This is a genomic window from Streptomyces sp. MspMP-M5 (assembly GCF_000373585.1).
GTDB lineage: Bacteria > Actinomycetota > Actinomycetes > Streptomycetales > Streptomycetaceae > Streptomyces.
The window spans coordinates 79,494-99,774 of the sequence record NZ_KB891881.1; the positions used below are offsets into that span (position 1 = coordinate 79,494).

A 20,281-nucleotide genomic window follows, 5' to 3' on the forward strand; every position below is an offset into this window, starting at 1 on the left:
ACCGGGGGTGGTCCGTGCGGTCCGCCTGGTGAACGGCCCGCACTGGGGGAGACCCTTGAACCGGACCCGGACAACAGAAAGTCCCTGGCTTTTTTCCCCGTAGTTTTTGTGTTGTCGCCGGGCTCCGGACGGGTCTCCTGAGCACGGGGGCCATGAACGTGTACGCGAAAGAACAGGACCGAACAGGCGTGAAGTGGGAAAACGGTACGGCGACCGTCGAGGCGGCCAGGGCGGGAGACGACGATGCCCGGGAGCAGTTGGCCTCCGCGTACCTGCCCCTGATCTACAACGTCGTCGGCCGGGCGCTGGACGGCCATGCGGACGTCGACGACGTGGTCCAGGAGACCATGGTGCGTGCGCTGGAGTCGTTGGCGGAACTGCGGGAGCCGGCGGCCTTCCGGTCCTGGCTGATCGCGATTGCCATGAACCAGGTACGGCGGCGCTGGACCGCCGCCCACAGGGCCCCCACGGTCGGCCTGGACCAGACAGCGGAACGGCCCGACCGCTCCGCCGACTTCGTCGACCTCACGATCCTGCGACTGGGACTGTCCGGCCAGCGTCGCGAGGTGGCGGAAGCCACCCGCTGGCTGGACGAAGACGACCGGTCACTGCTGTCCTTGTGGTGGCTGGAGGCCGCCGGCGAGATCACCAGGCCGGAACTCGCCTCCGCCATCGGCTGCGGGACGCGTCACGCGGCGGTACGCGTCCAGCGGATGAAGCAGCAGTTGGAGACCGGACGCGTCGTCGTCCGCGCCCTTGCGGGAAACCCACCCTGCCCCCGACTCACGGAGCTGACCGCTGCCTGGGACCACGCCCCCGCGCCGCTGTGGCGCAAACGCATAGCCAGGCACGCGCGCGACTGCAGGGCCTGCTCCGAGCACTGGAACGACCTGCTGCCCGCCGAGGGACTGCTGGCCGGCCTCGCCATGCTCCCGCTCCCCGCCCACCTCACCCCACACATCGCCATCCCACACGCCCCCGCTGCGGCAGCCTCAGCCACTTCCACGACGGCACCGACCACCTCCACAACGGCACCGGCTACGTCTACGGCGCCGACCACCTCTACGGCACCGCATACCTCCTCTGCTGCGCCGACCGCGCCGCGGCGAACTCCCGGCCCACGCCGGGCCGCTGCCAAGACAACGGTCATCGCTGGAACCGCGGCCCTCACACTGGCTGCCATCGCCGCCCTGTGGTGGTACCCGGGCGCGCCCCGCGACGACGACCACCCCGCGCCCAAGGCAACGCCCACCGCGGAACCATCCGCGACCACCACCACTACCGCCCCCGCACCCCACCCCACCCCCACGCCGACCCCCACCCCCTCGCACACCCTCGCCACCACCCCGACGACCTCGATGACCTCCGCCCCGCCTTCCCCCACCACCACCCCACCCGACCTGGAACAACAGGCCACCGCCCTGGTCAACGACAGGCGTGCACAAGCCGGCTGCGGCCCACTCCACATCGACCCCAGACTGCACCTCGCGGCCCAACGGCATTCCGCCGACATGGCGGCCCGCGACTACTTCGACCACCTCACACCCGAGGGCGTCGGCCCCGATGCACGGATCACCGCCACCGGATACCAGTGGAGCCGCTGGGGCGAGAACCTCGACCGGGGCCCGGACAGCGCCGCCACGGTCGTACGTGACTGGATGGGCGACGCCATGCACCGCGACAACCTGCTCGACTGCAGATTCACCGCGGTCGGCATCGGCGTCGCCCACGGCTCAGGCGGCCCCTGGTGGACCCAGGACCTCGCCGCACCGCGCTGAAAGCCCGTACCCGGAGACGGTGCGCGATGGACCGGCAAGGTACCAATCCGGTACCTTGCTCGTATGCCATCGCTGAATGTGACGTTCACCGACGACGAGATGCAGGAGGTCCGCGCAGCCGCCGCGGCCGAAGGCAAGTCCCTCAAGCAGTATCTTCACGACTTGCCGCTGCGCGAGAGGCACCGCCTGCAGTTCGTCCGCTATGCCGTGAGCTGGGGCGCGGACCATCGTGCGGAGTTCGACGACGCCTTCCCGGACGAGGTGCCGCCGGCCGCCCGGCGCGGCGAGGGCCGCGCCGCCTGATGGCCCTGCATATCGACGTTGCCTGGCTCCTCGACGTTCAGGAGCAGGCCGTCCCCGAGGACGTCTCGGTGGCCGATTACTCCGCCCTGGTGGCCGCCGTCGCCCGCCACAAGACCCGCATTCCCCGCGCCAGCGCGGCCGAGCCCGATGCCGCCTGGCGGGCGGCGTCGTTACTGGACACGTTGGTGCGGCTGCAGCCGCTGCCGCACCGCAACGCGCTGTACGCCTGCCAGGTCGCCGTCGCCTATATGCATGCCGCCGGCGAGGGCATCGACCCGCCCTACGGCGCCCTGGTCGACCTCGTCCGGGAAATCCAGGCAGGCAAGGCCACCATCTACGAGACGGCCGGCCGTCTCCGTGCCTGGCGTATCTGACCGCAGCCGTGCAGGAGTGCGTGGAGTCGTGCAGGCGCGCTTGTGTGTATACGCCGACGGACCTTTCCGGCCGCGGCACTGATTGATCGCCATTCGTGAAGGGTGCGTTCGTGGAGTGAATCTTGGTTGGTGTGGTGCCTGCGGGTTGACTGTGGATCGGGCGGAGGGGCCGCCCGCAGCAGGCAACGAATGACAGGAGTTCCTCATGAACAGCACTGAGCCCAAGGACGTGGTGCGGCGCTACTTCGACGCGCTGGCGGCCGGCGACCAGGACGTGATCCGGGAGTCCTGGGCCGCGGACGGCAGCTGCTGGTACGGCGGTGACCTGCCGATCTCCGGTACCTGGGAGGGCCGGGAGCAGGTGATCAACGGTTTTCTGGCGACCGCTTTCGCTCACCTGGACCCGGAGCGGGAGGTCGGCGTGCGCGTGACCAATGTCTTCGGGGAGGGCGAGCAGGTGCTCGTCGAGTGGGACTCCTGGGCGACCGGCCGGACCGGCAGGCCGTACCAGCAGAAGAACACCGGCATCTTCACCGTGCGCGACGGGAGGATCGTCAACATGCGCGAGTACGCCGACACTCAGCACTGGGAGCGCGCGCTGGTGGCCGACGCGTCCTGATGGGGGCCGGGGGGCCGGGGTTTCCAGATGGCCCCCTCGTTGGGGGCCAGTACAGGGGAGCCGGCGCCTGGTGAGGCCGCTGGGATGGTGGTCAGGTGTCGTTCCCAGCGGCGGCCGGCGAGCAGCCGCCCGAGGTGGATCGCGCGGTCGGTGAGGTTGAGCGTCACCAGGAGGGGTTGGCCTTCGGGCCCGGTTTGCCGAGGTGTGGAGCGGGTGTAGGCCAGTACTTCGGTCGGGCCGTCGAGGAATTCGATAGTGCCGGTGCCGGTGCCGGTGCCGAGTGCCGGGTGGTTGCGGCGCAGGGTCAGCAGGGTGCGGGTGAGGGAGAGGAGGGATCGGGGGTCGGTTTCCTGGGCTGCCGCGGTGCCTCCGGGAGGAAGCGTCAGGGGGAGCCAGGGGCGGGTGCCTGGTGCGGTGAATCCGGCGTTCGGGCCGTCGTGCCACGGCATGGGGGAGCGGGCGGGATCGCGGCTGAGGCCGGGGTTGCGCAGTCCCCAGGGGTCTCGGATGTCTGCGGGGGCGATGTCGGCGTTCGGCAGGCCGAGTTCGTCGCCGTTGTAGAGGATGGCCGTCCCGGGCAGGGTGAGCAGCAGCATCATGGCGTTGGGGGCCTGTGCCGTGCCGACGCGGGAGGCGACCCTCGGGTCGTCGTGACTGCCCATGACCCAGGTCGGCACCGCGCCGTGGGGGAGTGCGCCGAGGACGGCCTGGACGAGTTCCCGCACGGCCTGCGGCTGCCAACGTGTCTGGAGCAGGCCGAAGTTGAGGGGGAGATGGATTTCGTCGAGGTCGCGTCCGAAGTAGCGGCTCCAGGCGGTCCAGTCGTATTCGTGGATTTCTCCCAGGGAGATACGTTCGCCCGACGTATCGCCGTAGGAGTCGAGCAGTTTGCGGAAGTCGCGGTAGATCTCGTGGATATCGGGATGGCTCTGGTCGTTGAGGTGTTGCTGACTGTCGTAGTCGCCCATGGGACGGTGATGGGCCAGGGTTCCCGCGGCGGCGGGGGGATTGTCGCGTAGTTCGGGGTCCTTTGCCAGGAGCGGGGCGCAGTCCACGCGGAATCCGTCGACGCCACGGTCCAGCCAGTAGCGCGCCACGTCGAACATGGCATTGCGGACGGCCGGGTTTCGCCAATTGAGGTCGGGCATGGACGGCAGGAACGAGTGCAGGTAGTACTGACCGCTTTCGGTGTCCCGGGTCCATGCGGGTTCGCCGAACAGGGTGATCCAGTTGTTGGGCGGTCCGCCGTCCGGTGCCGGATCTCGCCATGTGTACCAGTCGCGCCGGTGACTTCCTGGTCCCCTTCTCGATTCCTGGAACCAGGGGTGTTCACTGGCGGTGTGGTTGGGAACGTAGTCGATCAGTACGCGTAGGCCGTGGCCGTGCGCGGTGTCGATGAGCGCCTCGAAGTCCCTGGAATTCCCGAAGAGGGGGTCGACGGCGGTGTGGTCCCGGATGTCGTAGCCGAAGTCCTCCATAGGGGAGGAGAAGAACGGCGAGAGCCATAGCGCGTCGACTCCGAGGGAGGCGAGATAGGGGACCTGGCGGCTGATACCGCACAGGTCTCCGACGCCGTCCTGGTCGGTGTCGAGGAAACTCCGCGGATAGACGTGGTAGATCACGGCGCCGTTCCACCAGGAACGCTGTGTCATCGGCCGGTAATCCCTGCCGCGTTCAGAAGGAGCCGGTTTCGCAGCGGCGGACCCAGTCGGTCGCTGCGACGGCATATACCGGATCGGGGCTGAGGGCGTCTTCGCGCCGGCAGGCTTCCACGTATTTGATGGCATGCGGGTCCTCGCTTTTCACCGCGCGTTCGGCGAGGGTGACGTAGTCCCGGACCGGCTCCTCGGGGTGGTGTTCGCGCCGTCCGGTGCCATAGGCGCTGCGGATGGCCGCCGAGAACCGGACGGCGGCCGCGACGCTGGGCCAGTGCAGCTCGGTGGGCAGGCTCGGCAGGGCCAGGCGCACCGCCGCGGGTGTGGTGAGCGCGTGGACGAAGGCCATGGGTGTCTTGTGCTCGTCGGTGAGATAGCTGCCGGCGGCGGCGCGGGTGAGTCTGCTCAGTGCCTTGTCCGCGTCGTCCTCGGGGCGCAGGGAGTCCACGGCCGGCGCGAAGTCCGGTTCGAGCCAGACCGATTCGAGGCGGATCCGGAAGATCATGCCCATGCCCTGGTCGCTGCGGAGTTTCGGGACGGCCTCCCAGGTCTGGACCAGGTCCCGTTCGCGGGGTGTCGCGGGGGCCTCGGGGAGTTCCTGGTAGCGGGCGGCCCAGTAGCCGAGTCCGTGGGCGAGTTCGTCGATACGCCACGGGGTGTGGGCCTCGGTCAGCATGCGGACCGCGTGCCCGGTGCGGATGACGCCGTGGCCGCCGCCGGCGGCGAAGCCCGGCAGCAGCCGCGGCCACCAGCGGGCGAGGACATCGGTCCAGGCAGCGCCGTCGAGTTCGCGTCGGAAGAATTCGGTCCAGTCGCCGAGGAGTCGCATGTTGCCCAGGGCGGGTCGCCAGTTGTCGTGGGTGATCTCGTGGAAGTGCCCGTAGGTGTCGTCGTAGAGGAGTTTCCGGTAGGAGGACACCCACGCTCCGATCGCCGCGGTGTGCCCGAGTTTTCCCAGCGCCTCCGCAGCCATGGGGCCGTGGTTGCTGACGCCGGGGCCGAACTCCGGCCCGGAGCCGCTGAGGTACTGCAACGCGCCGTCCAGCTCGTCCACTGTTCCCCCTTAAGATCGCTTCCTCTCCATGGAAGGGTGAGGTGCGGCTGTCCCGTGGGCAACATGGCCGATGGACATTGGCTGATTCCAGGGCGGCCGCAGTGCCGGCGGCCCTCGACCCGTGGGGCACCAACGGACGGATTCAGCAGGGTGCGTGGGGTTCGGCGGCAGGGGCGTATGCCGTAGGTCTATGCAGGCCCGGACCGGTGCCCGTGGCCGCCGCGTTGCGGCGATCTTGGCTCGACTCCGAGAGCGTGGCGTGCTGGTGGATGTCTGTGAAAACGAGACAGTTGCCTTTCCGGTGTTGACGTGGGAATTTCGCCAAAACTAAAGTCCCTCCTCGGCCCTCATGCCGCGCTCTCTCATCTCCGCATGGCTCAAAGAAGCTTGGCGATTCGTTCGTTTTCCCTTCACTGACTATTCGGTCGGCGGACTTCATCCGCACCACCAATGTGGCGTCATCGCTCCGTCCGGGTGCCTACCCCTGACCGTTTGTGCGGGCTGACACGTGACGACAAGGAGAGTCCATGATCAAGCACACCTCGCCGATCAGCGGGATCGATGCGCACGGCGATCTTGTAGTGACCGCCGGATACGACAACCGGGTCATTCTCTGGAATGCGACCAGGCGCACCGCCATCACCGAGGCGCGCCACGACCATCTCGCCAACCAATGCCGGTTCTCCGCCTCCGGCCGTATCGTCGTGACGTCCAGCAGCGACTATTCCGCGCGTTTATGGTCCGTCCCCGACCTGCGTCTCATCACGGTCCTCACGGACCAGAAGGACGACGTGGAGATGACCGTGGTCTCCCCCGACGAAACCCGGGTGGCCACCGCCTCGCGCGACCACAATGCACGGATCTACGACCTGGACGGCCGGCTGATCCACCGCCTGGAAGGGCACCGGGCCGACGTCCTGTCCGTCGAATGGGTCCGGGACGGCACCGAGTTGGTGACCACCAGCGACGACGGCACGGTACGGCGCTGGGACGCGGTCAGCGGATCCCAACTGAGCGTCATCGACCTCGGGGAGGTCGAGACGGACACCGTCGCGGTCCTGGGCGTGGACCGCTTCGCGCTCGGCAACGACGAAGGGGAACTGATCCTCATCGACCCGTCGGGCACCAGGCCCCACCGTGTGCACGACGCCGGGATCAAGCGCCTCGCCTACGACGCCGAGAACGGCATCCTGCTCAGCTCCAGCTACGACCGCACGGTGCGGTTGTGGCGCCTGGACCAGGGCGCGGACCCCGTTCACCTCCTCACCAGCCAGGTGCCGGCCGATGTCTGGCTGCGGTCCTGCGCCAAACTGGACGCCACCCGCTGGGTCTTCGGGACGTTCGGCTCCAGTTACGCGGTCTTCGACCGGGAGACCGGTGACTGGGACCTGACCGCCGTGGAACCCACGCCGGGACTGAACGCGGTGGCGAGCACCCCGCTGGGGCGGTTCACAGTCGGCGACAGCGGCACCGTCCGGCGCGACGGCGAGGCGGTCGCCGAACTCGGCAGCTGCTGCAACTTCGTCATCCCCGTCGCCGGCACGGTCGTCAGCGGCGGCCAACTCGGTGCCCTCTACGACGCGACCACCGGCACGATGCTGTACCAGCACCGCTCCCCGCTCAACTGCGCCGCGGTACACGCCACTTCGGACGGTGAGACGCTGGTCGTCGGCACCTACACCGGTGAGGCGCTCGTGCTGCGCGACGAGGCGGGGGCCGGGCTGAGGCTGGTCGGCGAGCACCACATCCAGGACAACGCCATCAAGGGCCTGGCCATCCAGGGCGAGGTGCTCTTCAGCGTGTGCGCCACCGGAGCCGCACGGTGGCACTCGCTGCCGGATCTCCAGCTCGTCGCCGGCAACGACGAGGCGCACACCCGCATCGCCAACGGCGCGGCGGCACTGCCGGACGGACGGTTCGTCAGCGTGAGCCGCGATCTGACCCTGCGGATCTGGACCGCTTCCGGGGAACGCCAGGCAGTGGTGCCGACTCCGCACCGCAACAGCATCAAGTGCGTCGCGGTCGACCCGCACACCAGCCTGATCGCGACCGGCGGCTACCACGGCCGGGTCGCCGTCTACGATCCCGCCTCAGGAAAGTGGGTGCGCGACGAGCGGCCGACGACCGCCGGCATCTCGGCCCTGACCGCGGCCGGTGCGCCGGGCCGCTTCCTGGCCTCCTCCTACGACGGCCGGGTGTACGAGATCGCCGTGCCCGCCGCCGTGAACTCCCGCCGGAGCAGGTGAGCGCCCCGATGACGCCCTCTGAGGAGACCGCGGTGGCACGCCTTGCCAGTGCCCCCGTCCCGGTCGGCTCCACCCTCATGCAACTGACCGTCTTCGGACAGGTCGGGGCGGACGGTCAGGAGACCGAAGAAGTGGTCACCCTGCGGACCCTCGCCCCACGGAGCGAATCCGACGCCCCGCCGCTGGCACGCATCCACAGTGCCTGCTTCACCGGAGACGTCCTCGGCTCCGAGAAGTGCGACTGCGGTCCCCAACTGTCCGCGGCCCTGAACGCCATCGTCCAGTCCTCCAACGGCGTTCTCGTCTACATGCTCCGCCAGGAAGGCCGAGGCATCGGCCTGGCGAACAAGATCCGTGCCTATGCGCTGCAGTCGGCCGGACACGACACCATCAGCGCCAACCTCGCCCTCGGCTTCCCCGCGGAAGGCCGCGACTTCCGGACGGCCGCCGACTGCCTGCGGCATCTGGGCATCACCCGCGTCCGGCTGATGACGAACAACCCCGAGAAGGTCGGACAGCTCACCGCCGAGGGGATCGTGGTCGAGGACCGCGTCCCGCTCGGAGGCTTCCGCACCCCCTTCAACGAGGCTTATCTGGAAGTCAAGGACCGTCTGATGGGCCACCTCGACGCACTGGGCACCACGCGTCCGCTCACCGGGCTGCCGCTGGGCGTCTCGCCACAGGGGGCACCGTGACGGCCGACGCGTCCGAGGACGCACAGACCTTCGCCGAGGGGGAGCGGGCCGCGATGCGCCGCGCGGTCGCGCTGGCCCGGCGCGGGCTGGGCACCGTGGCACCCAACCCCGTCGTCGGCGCGGTGATCCTCGACCGGGAGGGCCGACCGGCCGGCGACGGCTGGCACCGAAAGGCCGGCGGGCCGCACGCCGAGATCCACGCGCTGCGCGCCGCGGGACCGCTGGCCGAGGGCGGCACCGCCGTGGTCACCCTGGAGCCCTGCAGCCGGCAGGGGCGCACCGGCCCCTGCACCCGGGCCCTGCTCGACGCCGGGATCAGCCGGGTCGTCTACGCCGTCGCCGATCCCACCCTGGCCGGCCAAGGCGCGGCAGTACTGCGCCGAGCCGGAGTCGAGGTCCGGTCCGGGCTGCTGGCCGAGCAGGCCGCCGAGGTCAACCATGCCTGGCTGGCCGCCGCGGTCACCAAGCGTCCGCACGTCACCCTCAAACTCGCGGCCACCCTCGACGGGCGGATCGCGGCACGCGACGGCAGCAGCCGATGGATCACCGGTCCGGCGGCCCGCCGGGACACCCATCTGCTGCGGGCCAGAACCGACGCGATCGCCGTCGGCAGCACCACGGTCCTGGTCGACGACCCCCAGCTCACCGCCCGCGACCCGGCCGGCCGCCCACGACCGCGGCAACCGGCCCGGGTGGTCTTCGACCGCCGGCTGCGCACCCCCGCCGACGCGCGCCTCGCCTCCGACGGCGCGGCCCCCACCTGGATCCTCACCACCCGCACAACGGGGGAGGGGCGCCACGGGACAGCCGAACTGATCACGGTCGATCCCGGGGAGCCTTTCCTGACCGCGTCCCTGCACGCGCTGTACGACAGGGGGGTCCGGTCACTCCTCGTCGAGGGCGGGGCCACACTGGCCGGCGCCCTCCTGGGCGAGGCGCTGGTGGACCGGATCATCTGGTACAGCGCCGCCCGACTGCTCGGACCGGACGGCGCGCCCGCCGTGCGCGGCCTCGACATCCCGTCCTGCGCCGCAGCGCCGGGCTTCCGCATCATCGCCACCCGCCGGCTCGGCGAGGACCTGCGCACCGTACTGGAACCGGAAACCGCCCGCGGGAAGTAGGAGCGACGTGACGTCCCACATCGCGCACACCAACCTGGTCGACGCCGACATCAACTCCCTCACCGACAGAGCGGCGATGGGGCTGCCCGAAGGCTACGTGGCACCCCGGGCGGAACGCCTGGCGCACTTCGCGCAGATCGCCGGCGAGCCGCCCGCCCGACTGGCCGGCCTCGTCGAGGACGCGGCACTCCCGCTCGAACACCGCCTGGCAGCAGGCACCGCCCTCGCCCTCGCGGGCGACCCGCGAATCCGCTGGGACGCCCCGGAGATGCTGCCGGTCCCCGCCGGCCGCGCACTCCTGGGCACACCGGACAGCGACGTCGACGCACTGCACGCCGACTCGGCCCAGTTCGGAGTGCAGCGGTCCTGGGTGGCGAAGGAATGCCCCCGCCACACGCTGCCGATCGCCGCCTTCGCTATCGCCAAGTACCCCGTCACCAACGGTGAGTTCGCGGTCTTCCTCAAGGACACCGGTCACCCGGAGCTGCCGAGCAACTGGAACTACGGCCGCTTCGATCCCGCCGCCGCCAACCACCCCGTCTACACCGTCACGGCCGAAAGCGCCGACGCCTACGCGCACTGGCTCAGCCGCCGCACCGGCCGCCGCTTCCGGCTCCCCACCGAACAGGAATGGGAGTACGCCGCAGCAGGACCGGAAGGACTGCGCCACCCCTGGGGTGACACCTTCAGCGCCCAGGCGGCCAACACCCTGGAGACCGGCCTGCTGATGACCAGCCCCGTCGGCGCCTTCCCCGAGGGCAGGTCGTGGTGCGGAGCCCTGGACCTGGCCGGCAACGTCGAGGAGTACACCAGCAGCACCTACGGCCCCTACCCGGGTGGGGAAGTCGTCCACGACGACCTGTACCGCAGACTGGGGGCCTACCGCATCGCCCGCGGCGGGGCCTTCAACCGCTTCCGCGACCTGGCCAGGTGCCAGCGCCGGCACGGCCCCTACCCACGCTCGCTGTACGCGATGGGCTTCCGGCTGGCCGAGGACGCCCAGGCATCCGGAAAGGAGTGACGAGCGGTGCGCATCCTCCACGTCCACTGGACCGGACTGCCGGTCACCGGCGGTGTCGAGACCCATCTGCACGCGGTCGTCCGCCAGCTCGGCGCCCTGACCCGCGAGGTCCGGGCCGTGGTCGGCACCCGCCAGTCACCCGGCTGCGACTACGATCCTGCCCTCGACATCGCCGAACCCTTCGTCCCCGCCCGCGCCGCCGCACTCGCCGAACGGTGCCTGGACGCGGACCTCGTGCACTGGCACAACCCCCAGTGGCACAAACCCGAGGTCGTGACGGCCGTCGTGGCACGGCTGCGGGAGCGCCGATGGCGCGGCCGCCTCGTCCTGGACCTGCACAACATCGACGAACAGCCGGAACAGTGGGAGTTCCTCGCCACCCTCCCCGGGCCGGTCGTCGCCCACTCCGCCTTCGTCGCCGACGAGGTCCGGCACCGGCTGCCCGATGCCGACGTCACCACCCTCGCGCTCGCCCTGCCGCTGGAGGAAGAGCCGTACCGGCTCCCCGGAGAAGGGCACCCGACCGTACTGCAACCCAGCCGCATGACCCGCTGGAAGGGCTCGCACCTGAGCCTGGAGGCGTCGATGACCCTGCTGGACGAGGGCACCGAGCTGCACTTCGTCCACGCCGGAACCCAACACCTCATCTGGCCCCCGGGCATCCCCCGTGCCCTCCTCGAACGGGCCGAAGCCTGGCAGGAGAAGGGACGCGTGCACTTCACCCACTACCGTCCCCCGCAGAGCTGGGCCGCGATCCGCGCCAGCGACATCGTCATCCACCCCACCATCGACCGAGGCGCGCACGGAGAGCCGTTCTCGCTGTCCGTCGCCCAGGCCGTCATCTGCGGACGGCGCATCCTCGCCAGCGACTCCGGCAACCTGCCGCTGCTGCTGGCCGACTACTCGGCCGCCACGCTCGTCCCCGCCGGCGACGTCCAGGCACTGACCGGCGCACTCAGGGACGCCGTGCACCGCCCCCCGGTCGTACCGACCGCCGGCGACCGCGCACTGGCCCAACGCCTCCGCGACGACTTCGCCACCGCAGGCCAACGCCACCTCGCCTACTACCAGACCCTCGCCGACAAGGCGTAACGCGGCCCCCGTCCCCAGCAACACCGGAACCCACCCGCCACAGTCTCCCGACCGAACACCTGGAGCCCCCATGCCCACCCCCATCATCCTGGACTGCGACCCCGGCCACGACGACGCGATGGCCATCCTGCTCGCCGTCGGCGACCCCCGCGTCGAACTGAAGGCCGTCACCACCAGCGCCGGCAACCAGACCGTGGAGAAGACGGCCCTGAACGCACGGCGCATGTGCTCACTGGCCAAAGCCCTCGACGTGCCGGTCGCCGCCGGATACCCCAAACCGCTCACCGGCAAGCTGCTGATCGGCGACGACGTACACGGTGAAACCGGCCTGGACGGCTGGGACTTCCCCGAACCGGAGGTGCCGCTGCACTCCGCACACGCCGTGGACCTGATCCACAACCTGCTCGCCGACAGCCCCGAACCCCTCACCCTGGTCGTCACCGGACCCCAGACCAACATCGCCGGGCTCCTCGCCCGCCACCCACAGGACAAGGACAAGATCAAGGAAATCGTGTGCATGGGAGGCGCCACCCACCGCGGCAACACCCAGCCCTACGCGGAGTACAACATCCTCGTCGACCCCGAGGCCGCCCACGAAGTACTCGCCAGCGGCGTCCCCCTGACGTACTGCGGCCTCAACGTCACCCACCAGGCACCCGTCACCCGCGACGTGCTCCGGCGGATCACCGACGTTGGCACCCACATCAGCAAGGCGTCCGCAGCCCTCCTCGGCTTCCGTTCCAGCACCTACGACCAGATCTGGGACCTGCCCGACGCGCCCCTGCACGACCCCGTCGCCGTCGCCCGCGTCCTCGACCCGACCCTCGTCGAATGCGTCGAAGCCCCCGTCTCCATCGAACTCCACGGTGAGTTCACCCGCGGCGCCACCGTGATCGACCTCTACGGTGTCACCGGAAGGACCCCCAACGCCCGGGTGGCGACACGCCTGGACACCGAACGGTTCTGGGACGTGTTCATGACGGCGCTCACCGCCCTGGGCTGACCGTCGACCTACGGAGGCTGACCGACCGTGCCCGTTCCCCCCGCTCCGACGCCCGGCGCCCGCTTACTGACGGCACTGGCCGGCGCACAACTCCTGGTGGCGCTCGACTTCTCCATCATCTACGTCGCGCTGCCCGGCATCGGGACCGGCCTCCACTTCTCCGCCGTCGCCCTCCAGTGGATCGTGAGCGCGTACGCCATCTTCTTCGCCGGATTCCTGCTGCTCGGCGGGCAGTTGGCGGACGTCTTCGGCGCCGGCCGGATCTACCTCACCGCCCAACTGGTCTTCGCCGTCTCCTCGACCGGCGCCGCACTCTCGACCTCCGCCGCGGTACTGATCGCCGCACGCGTCGGCCAGGGAGTGGCCGCGGCCCTGCTGGTACCCGCGACACTGGGCCTGCTCAGCTCCGCCTACCCGGCAGGGCCGCAGCGCGACCGGGCGGTGAGCGTCTGGGGCACCACGGGCGCCGTCGGCCTCGCCCTCGGCGTCACGGCCGGCGGCGCCATCCTCGCGGTCGCCTCCTGGCAGTGGATCTTCTGGCTCAATCTCCCCATCGTGGCGATCTGCCTGCTCACCGCCGGGAAGGCACTCCGTTCCCCCGCGGCCGGAGCCCGTACCCCCGTCGCCACCGCCGCCACCCTCTCCGCCTGCACCGCGGTCGTCGCCCTCGTCCTCGCCTGCACCGAACTCTCCCGCACCCACCCCGCCCTCCCCGTCGTCGCCGCCGCGCTGGCCGTCGCCGTCCTGGCCGGCGGCCTGCTCGCCCTCAGCCAGACCAGGCGCAGGCCGCTCGTCCCCCGGCCCCTGCTGCGCGTACGAACCCTCCAAGTCGCCTGCCTGGTCGCCGCGTTGTACATGGCCAGCTTCGGCGCCGAGTTCTACCTCGTCACCCTCTACCTCCAGGAAGTCCGCGCCTACCCCGCGCTCGCCGCCGGCCTGGCCTTCCTCCCCCTGGCCGGCGCCATCACCGTGGGGAACACGGTGGCCGGCCGACTCGCCGGCCGGATCCCGCTGCGGCGGCTGCTGTCCACGGCCTTCCTCACCGGTGCGGCCGGCCTCCTGGCACTCGCCCCGGCCGTCGGATTCGACGCCGGATACCTGCTCGGCCTCCTGCCCGGCCTGCTGCTCAGCGGGTTCGGCCAGGGCATGGCGTTCACCGGCATGTTCATCGCCGGGACCCGCGACCTCCCGCAGGCGAGCAACGCGACCGGGAGCGCCCTGGTGACCACGGCGCAGTACATCGGCGGCTCCCTCGGCCTGGCGCTGCTGGTCCTGCTCCACGGGGAGCACCCGACGGCCCCGGACTTCGTCCTGACGTTCTGCGTCACCGCGGTCATCGCCACGGCGGCCGCGCTGTCGGCGCTCTCCCTCCTCGTCCGCACCGGGCGAGCACCCGCCCCGATCTCCCGACCAGACCAGACCCCAGAGCCCAGGACCGGAGGCCGTCGATGACCGCTGCCCGCCTACTCGACCGGACAGAACTCCTCCCGCAGGCCCGGCGCACCGTGGACGACTTCGAAAAACACCACGACACCTGCTTCAGCCACCTGGTCCACTTCGACCCCCAACTGCTGGCGTCGCTGCACGCCCCGGGCACGCTGCCGGACACCGTACGCGTCGCCTCCACCGGCCGTCCCGGAGTGGTCGAGCGGATGGCCGCCGTCACCGCGGTCGCCAACCTCCCCCAACAGCGCCACGCCGACCGCAGCCGCTATCTCCGGGCACTGCTCGACATCTACGGAATGCTGCCCGTCCAGGCACAGCACAGCGCGTCCGCACCCGGCACGACCGTCATCGCACCCGAACGCGAGGGCCGCATCCTCGCCGAGCGCCTCGGTGTCCTCCCCCACAAGCGGGGCTGGACACCGCACGCCAAACGCATGCCGGTGGACGGCGGACTGCTCGTCGGCGTCGACGCCTGGCTGCCCTCGCCGACGGACCGACTGGTCATCGTCGACGGCGTGGTGGCCAGCGGCGTCACCCTCATGGCGATGCTCCAGCTGACCCTCGCCCCCGGAGCCCACGCCGAGATCTTCACCTGCCACTCCACCCTCCAGGGCGCACTCGCCCTGGCCAGGTACGCCGAACAACTGGAGGTCACCCTCACCGTCCACGTCGGCCATGTCTCAGGGACACTGAACGGAAAGTTCTACGCCGTCCGACCCGACGCCCCCGAACAGGTGCTGCTCGGCGACGTCGGAGACACCATCAGCCCCCTCACCCCCGCCTTCCCACCCCGCGGACCGCGACGTGGCCACGCCTGAACAGCCCAGGCTCCGCCCCGAACCGCCCCCACCCGCACCCGAGTCCGCCGCCGGAGCCGTCGACCGGTACTTCTCCCTGAGCACCCGAGGCTCGACCTGGCGCCGCGAGATCGCCGCCGGCATATCGACCTTCCTGGCGCTCTCCTACATCGTCGTCGTCAACCCGGCCGTCCTCGGCCAGGCAGGCATTCCGCACGCCGCCGCCTTCTTCGCCACGGCGGCCGTCGGCGGCCTCGCCACCATCGCCATGGGCCTGTGGGCCAGACTGCCCTTCGCGGTGGCCCCCGGCATGGAGATGAACGCGATGATCGCCTTCTCCGTCGTCGGCACCCTCGCCTACACCTGGCCCCAGGCACTGGGCATGGTGTTCTGGTCCGGCGTCGCCATGCTCGCGGTATCCCTGCTACGGCTGCGCGAAGCCGTGATCAACGCCATCCCGCCACAGATGCGTTCGGCCCTCGCCGCCGCGGTCGGCACCTTCATCGGCCTCGTCGGCCTGCAGATCGCCCATCTCGTCACCACCTCCCACGGCCGACTGTCCGGACTGGGCGACTGGACCGGTCCACCGGCCATCGCCCTCTACCTCGGCCTCACCACCGCACTGGTCCTGGACGCCCTGGGCGCACCCGCCGCGGCGATCCTCGGTGGCATCACAGCCGCCGCCGTCTACTGTGCCTTCGCCGGCATCCGCACCCAGACACTCCACGACAGCGTCCAAGGCAGCGGGGCCGCACTGTTCCGCTTCGACCTCACCGTGATCGCCGACCCCAGGGCCTGGAGCGTGATCCTGGTGCTGTTCGCCCTCGACTTCTTCGGCAGCATCGCGAAAGTCGTCGGCCTGTCCGCGCACACCCCCCTGCAGGACGCCCAGGGAAAGGTGCCCGGCATGCGCCAGGCACTGCTCGTCGACGCCGGCGCCACCGTAGCCGGATCCGCAGCCGGCTCGACCAGCTTCGTCGCCTTCGTGGAGAGCGCGGTCGGCATCCGCGCCGGCGCCCGCACCGGGATCGCGGCCCTCGTCACCGGACTGCTCCTGCTCTCCTGCCTGTTCCTCAGCCCGTTGCTCGCCCACGTCCCCGTCGAGGCCACCACCGGCGCGCTGGTCTTCGTAGCGGTCAAAATGCTCACCACACCTCACCCGGACCGAGCCGACCGGCCGGTACGACCGGATCGCGCGCATCGCCTGGACCTGGCCGTCACGGCCACCGCCGTCGCTGTCACCCTCGCCACCCTCGCGATCGACCAGGCCATGGCCGCCGCCTTCCTCGTGACCACGGCAGCAAGCATCCTCGGCCGCCGCCGACCCCACCCCGCGCTCTGGGTGACGACCACGGTCCTCACCGCCAGCGTGCTCCTCCAGTACCTCAACCTCTGAACAGCGCACACAACCCGCCAAGGAGCAAGCCCATGCCCAACGACGACACCGCCCGGCTCGCCGAGTCCATCACCCAGCCCGACGGCACCCCCGAACGACTGCGCCGCCAGATCGAGTTCATCATCGAAGTGGACCGGCTCAAGGACGTCTTCCGCCAGAGCCCCCTCCTCGCCGCCAACCGCAAGGAGAACGACGCCGAGCACTCCTGGCACCTCGCCCTGATGACCCTCGTACTCGCCGAATACGCGGACGAGCCCATCGACACCAGCAAGGTCCTCGCCCTCGTCGTCCTCCACGACCTGGTGGAGATCTACGCCGGAGACACCTTCCTGTACGACTCCGCAGCCGCCGCCGACCAGGAAGAACGCGAACAGGCCGCAGCGGACCAGCTCTTCGCCCTCCTGCCCCCCGACCAGCAGGCCCACTTCCGCTCCCTCTGGGACGAGTTCGAAGGACGCCGTACACCCGAAGCACGCTTCGCCAAGGCCATGGACCGCCTCCAACCCCTTCTCCTCAACTACGGGAACCGCGGCGGGACTTGGCGCACACCCGGAGTGACGGAACGGGACGTCCTCACCCGCAAGTCCGTGATCAAGGACGCCTCCGCGGACCTCTGGCGCTACGCACAGGACCTGATCCACACCGGAGCCGACAACGGCTGGGTCCCGCGCGCCGACCCCACCACCTGACGACAACCGGGCCCGGGTCCGGTCACCGTGCGAACAAAGCACTGCAACAAACCACTACTGGTCCCGCGCCCGGGCGATGAGAAGGGCGACGTCGTCGTGGTTGTCGGGTTGGCGCAGCGCTCGTAGGAGATGGTCGCAGGTGTCTTCGATGGGGCGCTGGGGATCGTCGAGCAGGCTGAGGAGTTTCTTCAGCCGGTCGTCGAGGTGCTGGTGCCGGGTTTCGACCAGCCCGTCGGTGTAGAGGACCAGCTGGTCCCCGGGGGCGAGGTCGAAGGTGGTGGTGCGGAAGGTGACGCCACCCACCCCCAAGGGCGCGCCGGTTGGCACTTCGAGCAACTCCGGATCCCGGCCGGCACGTACGCGGACGGGAGGCAGGTGCCCGGCGTTGGCGATCTGGCATCGCCGGCGGTGGGGATCGTAGATGACGAACAGGCACGTGGCGATGTAGTGAACGAGCCGGGCGGTGATCTTGTCGAGCTGTTCGAGCAACCGGTCGGGGGCCAGCTCGAGTTCCGCCAGGGTACTGGTCGCGGTGCGCAGCCGGCCCATGGTCGCGGCGGCCGCTATGCCGCTGCCCATCACATCGCCGACCACGAGTGCGGTCTTGTCGCCGTCCAGCGGGATCACGTCGAACCAGTCGCCGCCGACCTCGCTGGCGGCTCCGGCCGGCTGGTAGCGGGAGGCGACCGCCAACCCCGTGGCGTGGGGCGGGTGTTCGGGCAGCAGGCTGCGCTGGAGCGTGACCGCGGTGTTGCGTGCGTTCTGGTACCAGCGGGCGTTGTCGATCTGCACGGCTGCCCGTGCCGCCAGCTCGCGCGCCAGGACGGCATCGTCCGGGGTGAACGGCAGCGGGTTGCGGGTGCGTTTGAGATCCAGCGCACCGAGCACCTCTCCGCGGGCGGTGAGCGGAACCGCGAGATAGGAATGGAGCCCCGCCCGGGAAAGGAGCTTCGCCGCCTGGTCGTTGCGGGCGATACGGCTCAGGTCCTGCTCCTCCACGTGGCGCACCAAGACCGGGCGTCCGGTGTGCACGCACTGGGTGACGAGGCGATCGGCGGGGTACTGGGCGATGTGTCCGGGCGGGTCGGCGGCACGGAGCGCCTCGGTGGGGTGGTCGATCTTGACGGCGAGGGCCCGGATGACGATCGGCCCGGTGGGTGTCACATGGGCACGATCCCCTTGCAGGACGTCGTCGAGCAGGTCCACGGCGGCGATGTCGGCCAGGTCGGGTACGGCGACGTCGGCCAGTTCGTGTGCGGTCCGGTCCAGCTGCAGGGTGGTGCCGATCCGGGCGGAGGCGTCGACGAGAAGGGAGAGCCGACGGCGGGCGCGGTCGGCCTCGATCTCCGCGAAGTACCGCTCGGTGACGTCCATCACGGAGATGACCACGCCCAGGACCGTTCCGGCGGCATCCTCCAGCCGGTGATAGGAGACCGACCAGGCGTGATCCTCGTCCGGAGCCGCGGGAGTGCGGCCGACGGCGGGCTGATCGATCAGCGGGGTCCCGGTCTCCAGAACCTGGCGCGCCGCGGACTCGATGACGTCGATGTCCAGGAACGGTAGGACCTCGCGGACCGTATGGCCGAGGTGCGCTTCGGCGGGTATGCCGTTGATCCGCTCCAGAGCCGGGTTGACCGCGACATACCGCAGATCGGTGTCCATGACCGCCAGGCCGTAGGGCGACTGCGAGACCATCTGCACCGACAGTGCCCGGTCCCGCTCCACCCTCCGCACGGCCGCCCGGTCACTCGCGATGCCCAGAGCATAGAGGTCCCCACGATCGTCCAGGAGGCGCATGTTGCGGAATTCCACCACCCGCGTGCTGCCGTCCTTGCGCCGGACCGGAAAGGCACCGGCCCACCCCTGCCCGGTGGACATCACCTCGTCGAACAGCTTGACCACCGTGCCGAAATCCCGCTCGTGGACCATGAGCCGCCCTGCGTACTGGCCCAGCGCCTCCTGAGCGGTGTAGCCGAACAGCTCCTCGGCCTGCGGGCTCCACAGCACGATGCGCCCCTCGGCGTCCAGCACGACGGCCGCCACGCTCAGCACGTCCAGCAGGCCACTCGGCTCGAACGGCCCGGAGGCCGCCCCGCCGCCATTCGCCCACAAGGATCCGGCAGTGCTCATCCCAGGCCCGCCTCCGCCGTCCGCTACGAACTGTCCACTCGGCTCGTACCGTCTCCGGTCGGCGCATTCCGCCGTCCGCGCTCTCCGCTGACTCCATCGTCGCCCCGGACCGGCCGGTAGCCCAGTCCTCGCACGCCGGACGTAACGCCACGCCAACCGCCACGTCACGCAAAGTAGCCGCACGAAGCGCTCGGGACCGGTAGCAGAGCGGGGTCGGTCGCCAGCCGGCGTCAGCCAGGGAGGAACTGCTGCCCCGCCTCGTAGATGAGCAGCCCGCGTTCCGGCCACAGCCGTGCCTCCGGGCTGGTCAGATGCGGGTGCAGCGTGCCGTCGTGCATCAGGTGCAGCACCTTGACCTGGCGGGCGAGCACCAGGAAGTCGGAGATCATTTTCCGGTGGCAGCGCCACCACACGGTTTCCGCGCACATCACCGCGGTGCGCTCCGCGGCGGCGTCGGCGAGCAGGTCGTCGACTGCGGTGAGGAACTCCGCAGAGCGCATGTGCGCGGCGTACCCGACGAAGGCCCGGTTGCGCAGTGCGGTATCGGGCGTGTCCGGCCGGGCGGCTCGCCGACCACCGAGCCGCTGCTCCCAGCGATAGGCGATGCCGCCTCGTGGCAGCCACCGCTCCATGGCGAGGCGCCCGGCGTCGGGATTGTGCCGACTACCGGGCGCCCTGCGCACATCGACCAGGCGGCGCACCTCGGCCCCCTGCAACAACTCCGTCATCTCCGCGGCGTCGGCAGTGCCGTGGCCGAAGGTCAACAGGAGCTTGGCGGCGCCGGGCCCAGAGGGCGATGCCGACGCTGTGCCGTCGGCATCGCCGGGCCGCTCTTCGGGCTCGAACTGCGTCATGGACAGCG

18 protein-coding genes are annotated in these 20,281 nt (G+C 70.4%); 14 read left to right on the top strand and 4 right to left on the bottom strand.

The genetic code is table 11. The features are described from left to right. Positions 1-188: 188 nt before the first annotated feature. The 4 genes from B073_RS0110900 to B073_RS0110915 all read left to right on the top strand — a co-directional run bounded on the left by B073_RS0110900 (position 189) and on the right by B073_RS0110915 (position 3,074). Positions 189-1,778 (top strand): sigma-70 family RNA polymerase sigma factor, encoded by a 1,590-nt coding sequence (locus B073_RS0110900; protein WP_018538128.1) that lies wholly within the window; start codon positions 189-191, stop codon positions 1,776-1,778. Between the two features lie 63 nt (positions 1,779-1,841). Then, the gene (locus tag B073_RS0110905; protein WP_018538129.1) at positions 1,842-2,081 is read left to right on the top strand and encodes a hypothetical protein; all 240 of its coding nucleotides are present in this window, start codon (positions 1,842-1,844) and stop codon (positions 2,079-2,081) included. Beyond that, positions 2,081-2,455: a hypothetical protein gene (locus tag B073_RS0110910; RefSeq protein ID WP_018538130.1), complete on the top strand. Its 375-nt coding sequence runs from the start codon at positions 2,081-2,083 to the stop codon at positions 2,453-2,455. The genes B073_RS0110905 and B073_RS0110910 overlap by 1 nt, the downstream gene beginning before the upstream one ends. A 205-nt stretch (positions 2,456-2,660) precedes the next feature. Then, positions 2,661-3,074: a nuclear transport factor 2 family protein gene (locus tag B073_RS0110915; protein WP_018538131.1), complete on the top strand. Its 414-nt coding sequence runs from the start codon at positions 2,661-2,663 to the stop codon at positions 3,072-3,074. Here B073_RS0110915 and B073_RS39720 read toward each other — a convergent pair. Next, positions 3,035-4,726 (bottom strand): alpha-amylase family glycosyl hydrolase, encoded by a 1,692-nt coding sequence (locus tag B073_RS39720; RefSeq protein ID WP_018538132.1) that lies wholly within the window; start codon positions 4,724-4,726, stop codon positions 3,035-3,037. The two genes, B073_RS0110915 and B073_RS39720, sit on opposite strands and share 40 nt — an antisense overlap. Before the next feature lie 22 nt (positions 4,727-4,748). Continuing rightward, positions 4,749-5,783 (bottom strand): questin oxidase family protein, encoded by a 1,035-nt coding sequence (locus B073_RS39725; RefSeq protein ID WP_018538133.1) that lies wholly within the window; start codon positions 5,781-5,783, stop codon positions 4,749-4,751. A 527-nt stretch (positions 5,784-6,310) separates the two neighbouring features. Between B073_RS39725 and B073_RS0110930 the strand changes: the two genes are divergently transcribed. The 10 genes from B073_RS0110930 to B073_RS0110975 all read left to right on the top strand — a co-directional run bounded on the left by B073_RS0110930 (position 6,311) and on the right by B073_RS0110975 (position 17,289). Next, the gene (locus tag B073_RS0110930; RefSeq protein ID WP_018538134.1) at positions 6,311-8,029 is read left to right on the top strand and encodes a WD40 repeat domain-containing protein; all 1,719 of its coding nucleotides are present in this window, start codon (positions 6,311-6,313) and stop codon (positions 8,027-8,029) included. Positions 8,030-8,037: 8 nt separating this feature from the next. Continuing rightward, positions 8,038-8,724 carry a GTP cyclohydrolase II RibA gene (gene ribA, locus B073_RS39730; RefSeq protein ID WP_078507975.1) on the top strand — a complete coding sequence of 229 codons (687 nt, stop codon included), beginning with the start codon at positions 8,038-8,040 and terminating at the stop codon, positions 8,722-8,724. Next, complete coding sequence (gene ribD / locus B073_RS0110940; RefSeq protein WP_018538136.1) at positions 8,721-9,845, top strand: bifunctional diaminohydroxyphosphoribosylaminopyrimidine deaminase/5-amino-6-(5-phosphoribosylamino)uracil reductase RibD; 1,125 nt, start codon at positions 8,721-8,723, stop codon at positions 9,843-9,845. Before ribA ends, ribD begins: the two co-directional genes overlap by 4 nt. A gap of 7 nt (positions 9,846-9,852) precedes the next feature. Then, positions 9,853-10,866, top strand: a complete 1,014-nt coding sequence (locus B073_RS0110945) for a formylglycine-generating enzyme family protein (protein WP_018538137.1) — start codon at positions 9,853-9,855, stop codon at positions 10,864-10,866. 6 nt (positions 10,867-10,872) lie between these two features. Beyond that, on the top strand, positions 10,873-11,958 hold the full coding sequence (locus B073_RS0110950) for a glycosyltransferase family 4 protein (protein WP_018538138.1): 1,086 nt from the start codon (positions 10,873-10,875) through the stop codon (positions 11,956-11,958). 70 nt (positions 11,959-12,028) lie between these two features. Beyond that, entirely contained in the window at positions 12,029-12,961 is a 933-nt protein-coding gene (locus B073_RS0110955) for a nucleoside hydrolase (protein WP_018538139.1), read from the top strand. Between the two features lie 27 nt (positions 12,962-12,988). Then, complete coding sequence (locus B073_RS39735) at positions 12,989-14,413, top strand: MFS transporter (RefSeq protein ID WP_018538140.1); 1,425 nt, start codon at positions 12,989-12,991, stop codon at positions 14,411-14,413. Next, on the top strand, positions 14,410-15,225 hold the full coding sequence (locus B073_RS0110965; protein WP_018538141.1) for a hypothetical protein: 816 nt from the start codon (positions 14,410-14,412) through the stop codon (positions 15,223-15,225). Before B073_RS39735 ends, B073_RS0110965 begins: the two co-directional genes overlap by 4 nt. Continuing rightward, positions 15,212-16,600, top strand: coding sequence for an NCS2 family permease (locus B073_RS39740; protein WP_018538142.1), 1,389 nt, complete (start codon positions 15,212-15,214; stop codon positions 16,598-16,600). The genes B073_RS0110965 and B073_RS39740 overlap by 14 nt, the downstream gene beginning before the upstream one ends. A gap of 32 nt (positions 16,601-16,632) precedes the next feature. Then, a complete protein-coding gene (locus B073_RS0110975; protein WP_018538143.1) occupies positions 16,633-17,289 on the top strand; it encodes an HD domain-containing protein in 657 nt (218 codons plus the stop codon). Between the two features lie 54 nt (positions 17,290-17,343). Here B073_RS0110975 and B073_RS0110980 read toward each other — a convergent pair whose 3' ends face one another. Both B073_RS0110980 and B073_RS0110985 read right to left on the bottom strand, forming a co-directional pair. Beyond that, a complete protein-coding gene (locus B073_RS0110980) occupies positions 17,344-19,419 on the bottom strand; it encodes a SpoIIE family protein phosphatase (protein WP_051093978.1) in 2,076 nt (691 codons plus the stop codon). Between the two features lie 230 nt (positions 19,420-19,649). Next, on the bottom strand, positions 19,650-20,273 hold the full coding sequence (locus tag B073_RS0110985) for a DUF488 family protein (protein ID WP_018538145.1): 624 nt from the start codon (positions 20,271-20,273) through the stop codon (positions 19,650-19,652). Positions 20,274-20,281 lie beyond the last annotated feature (8 nt).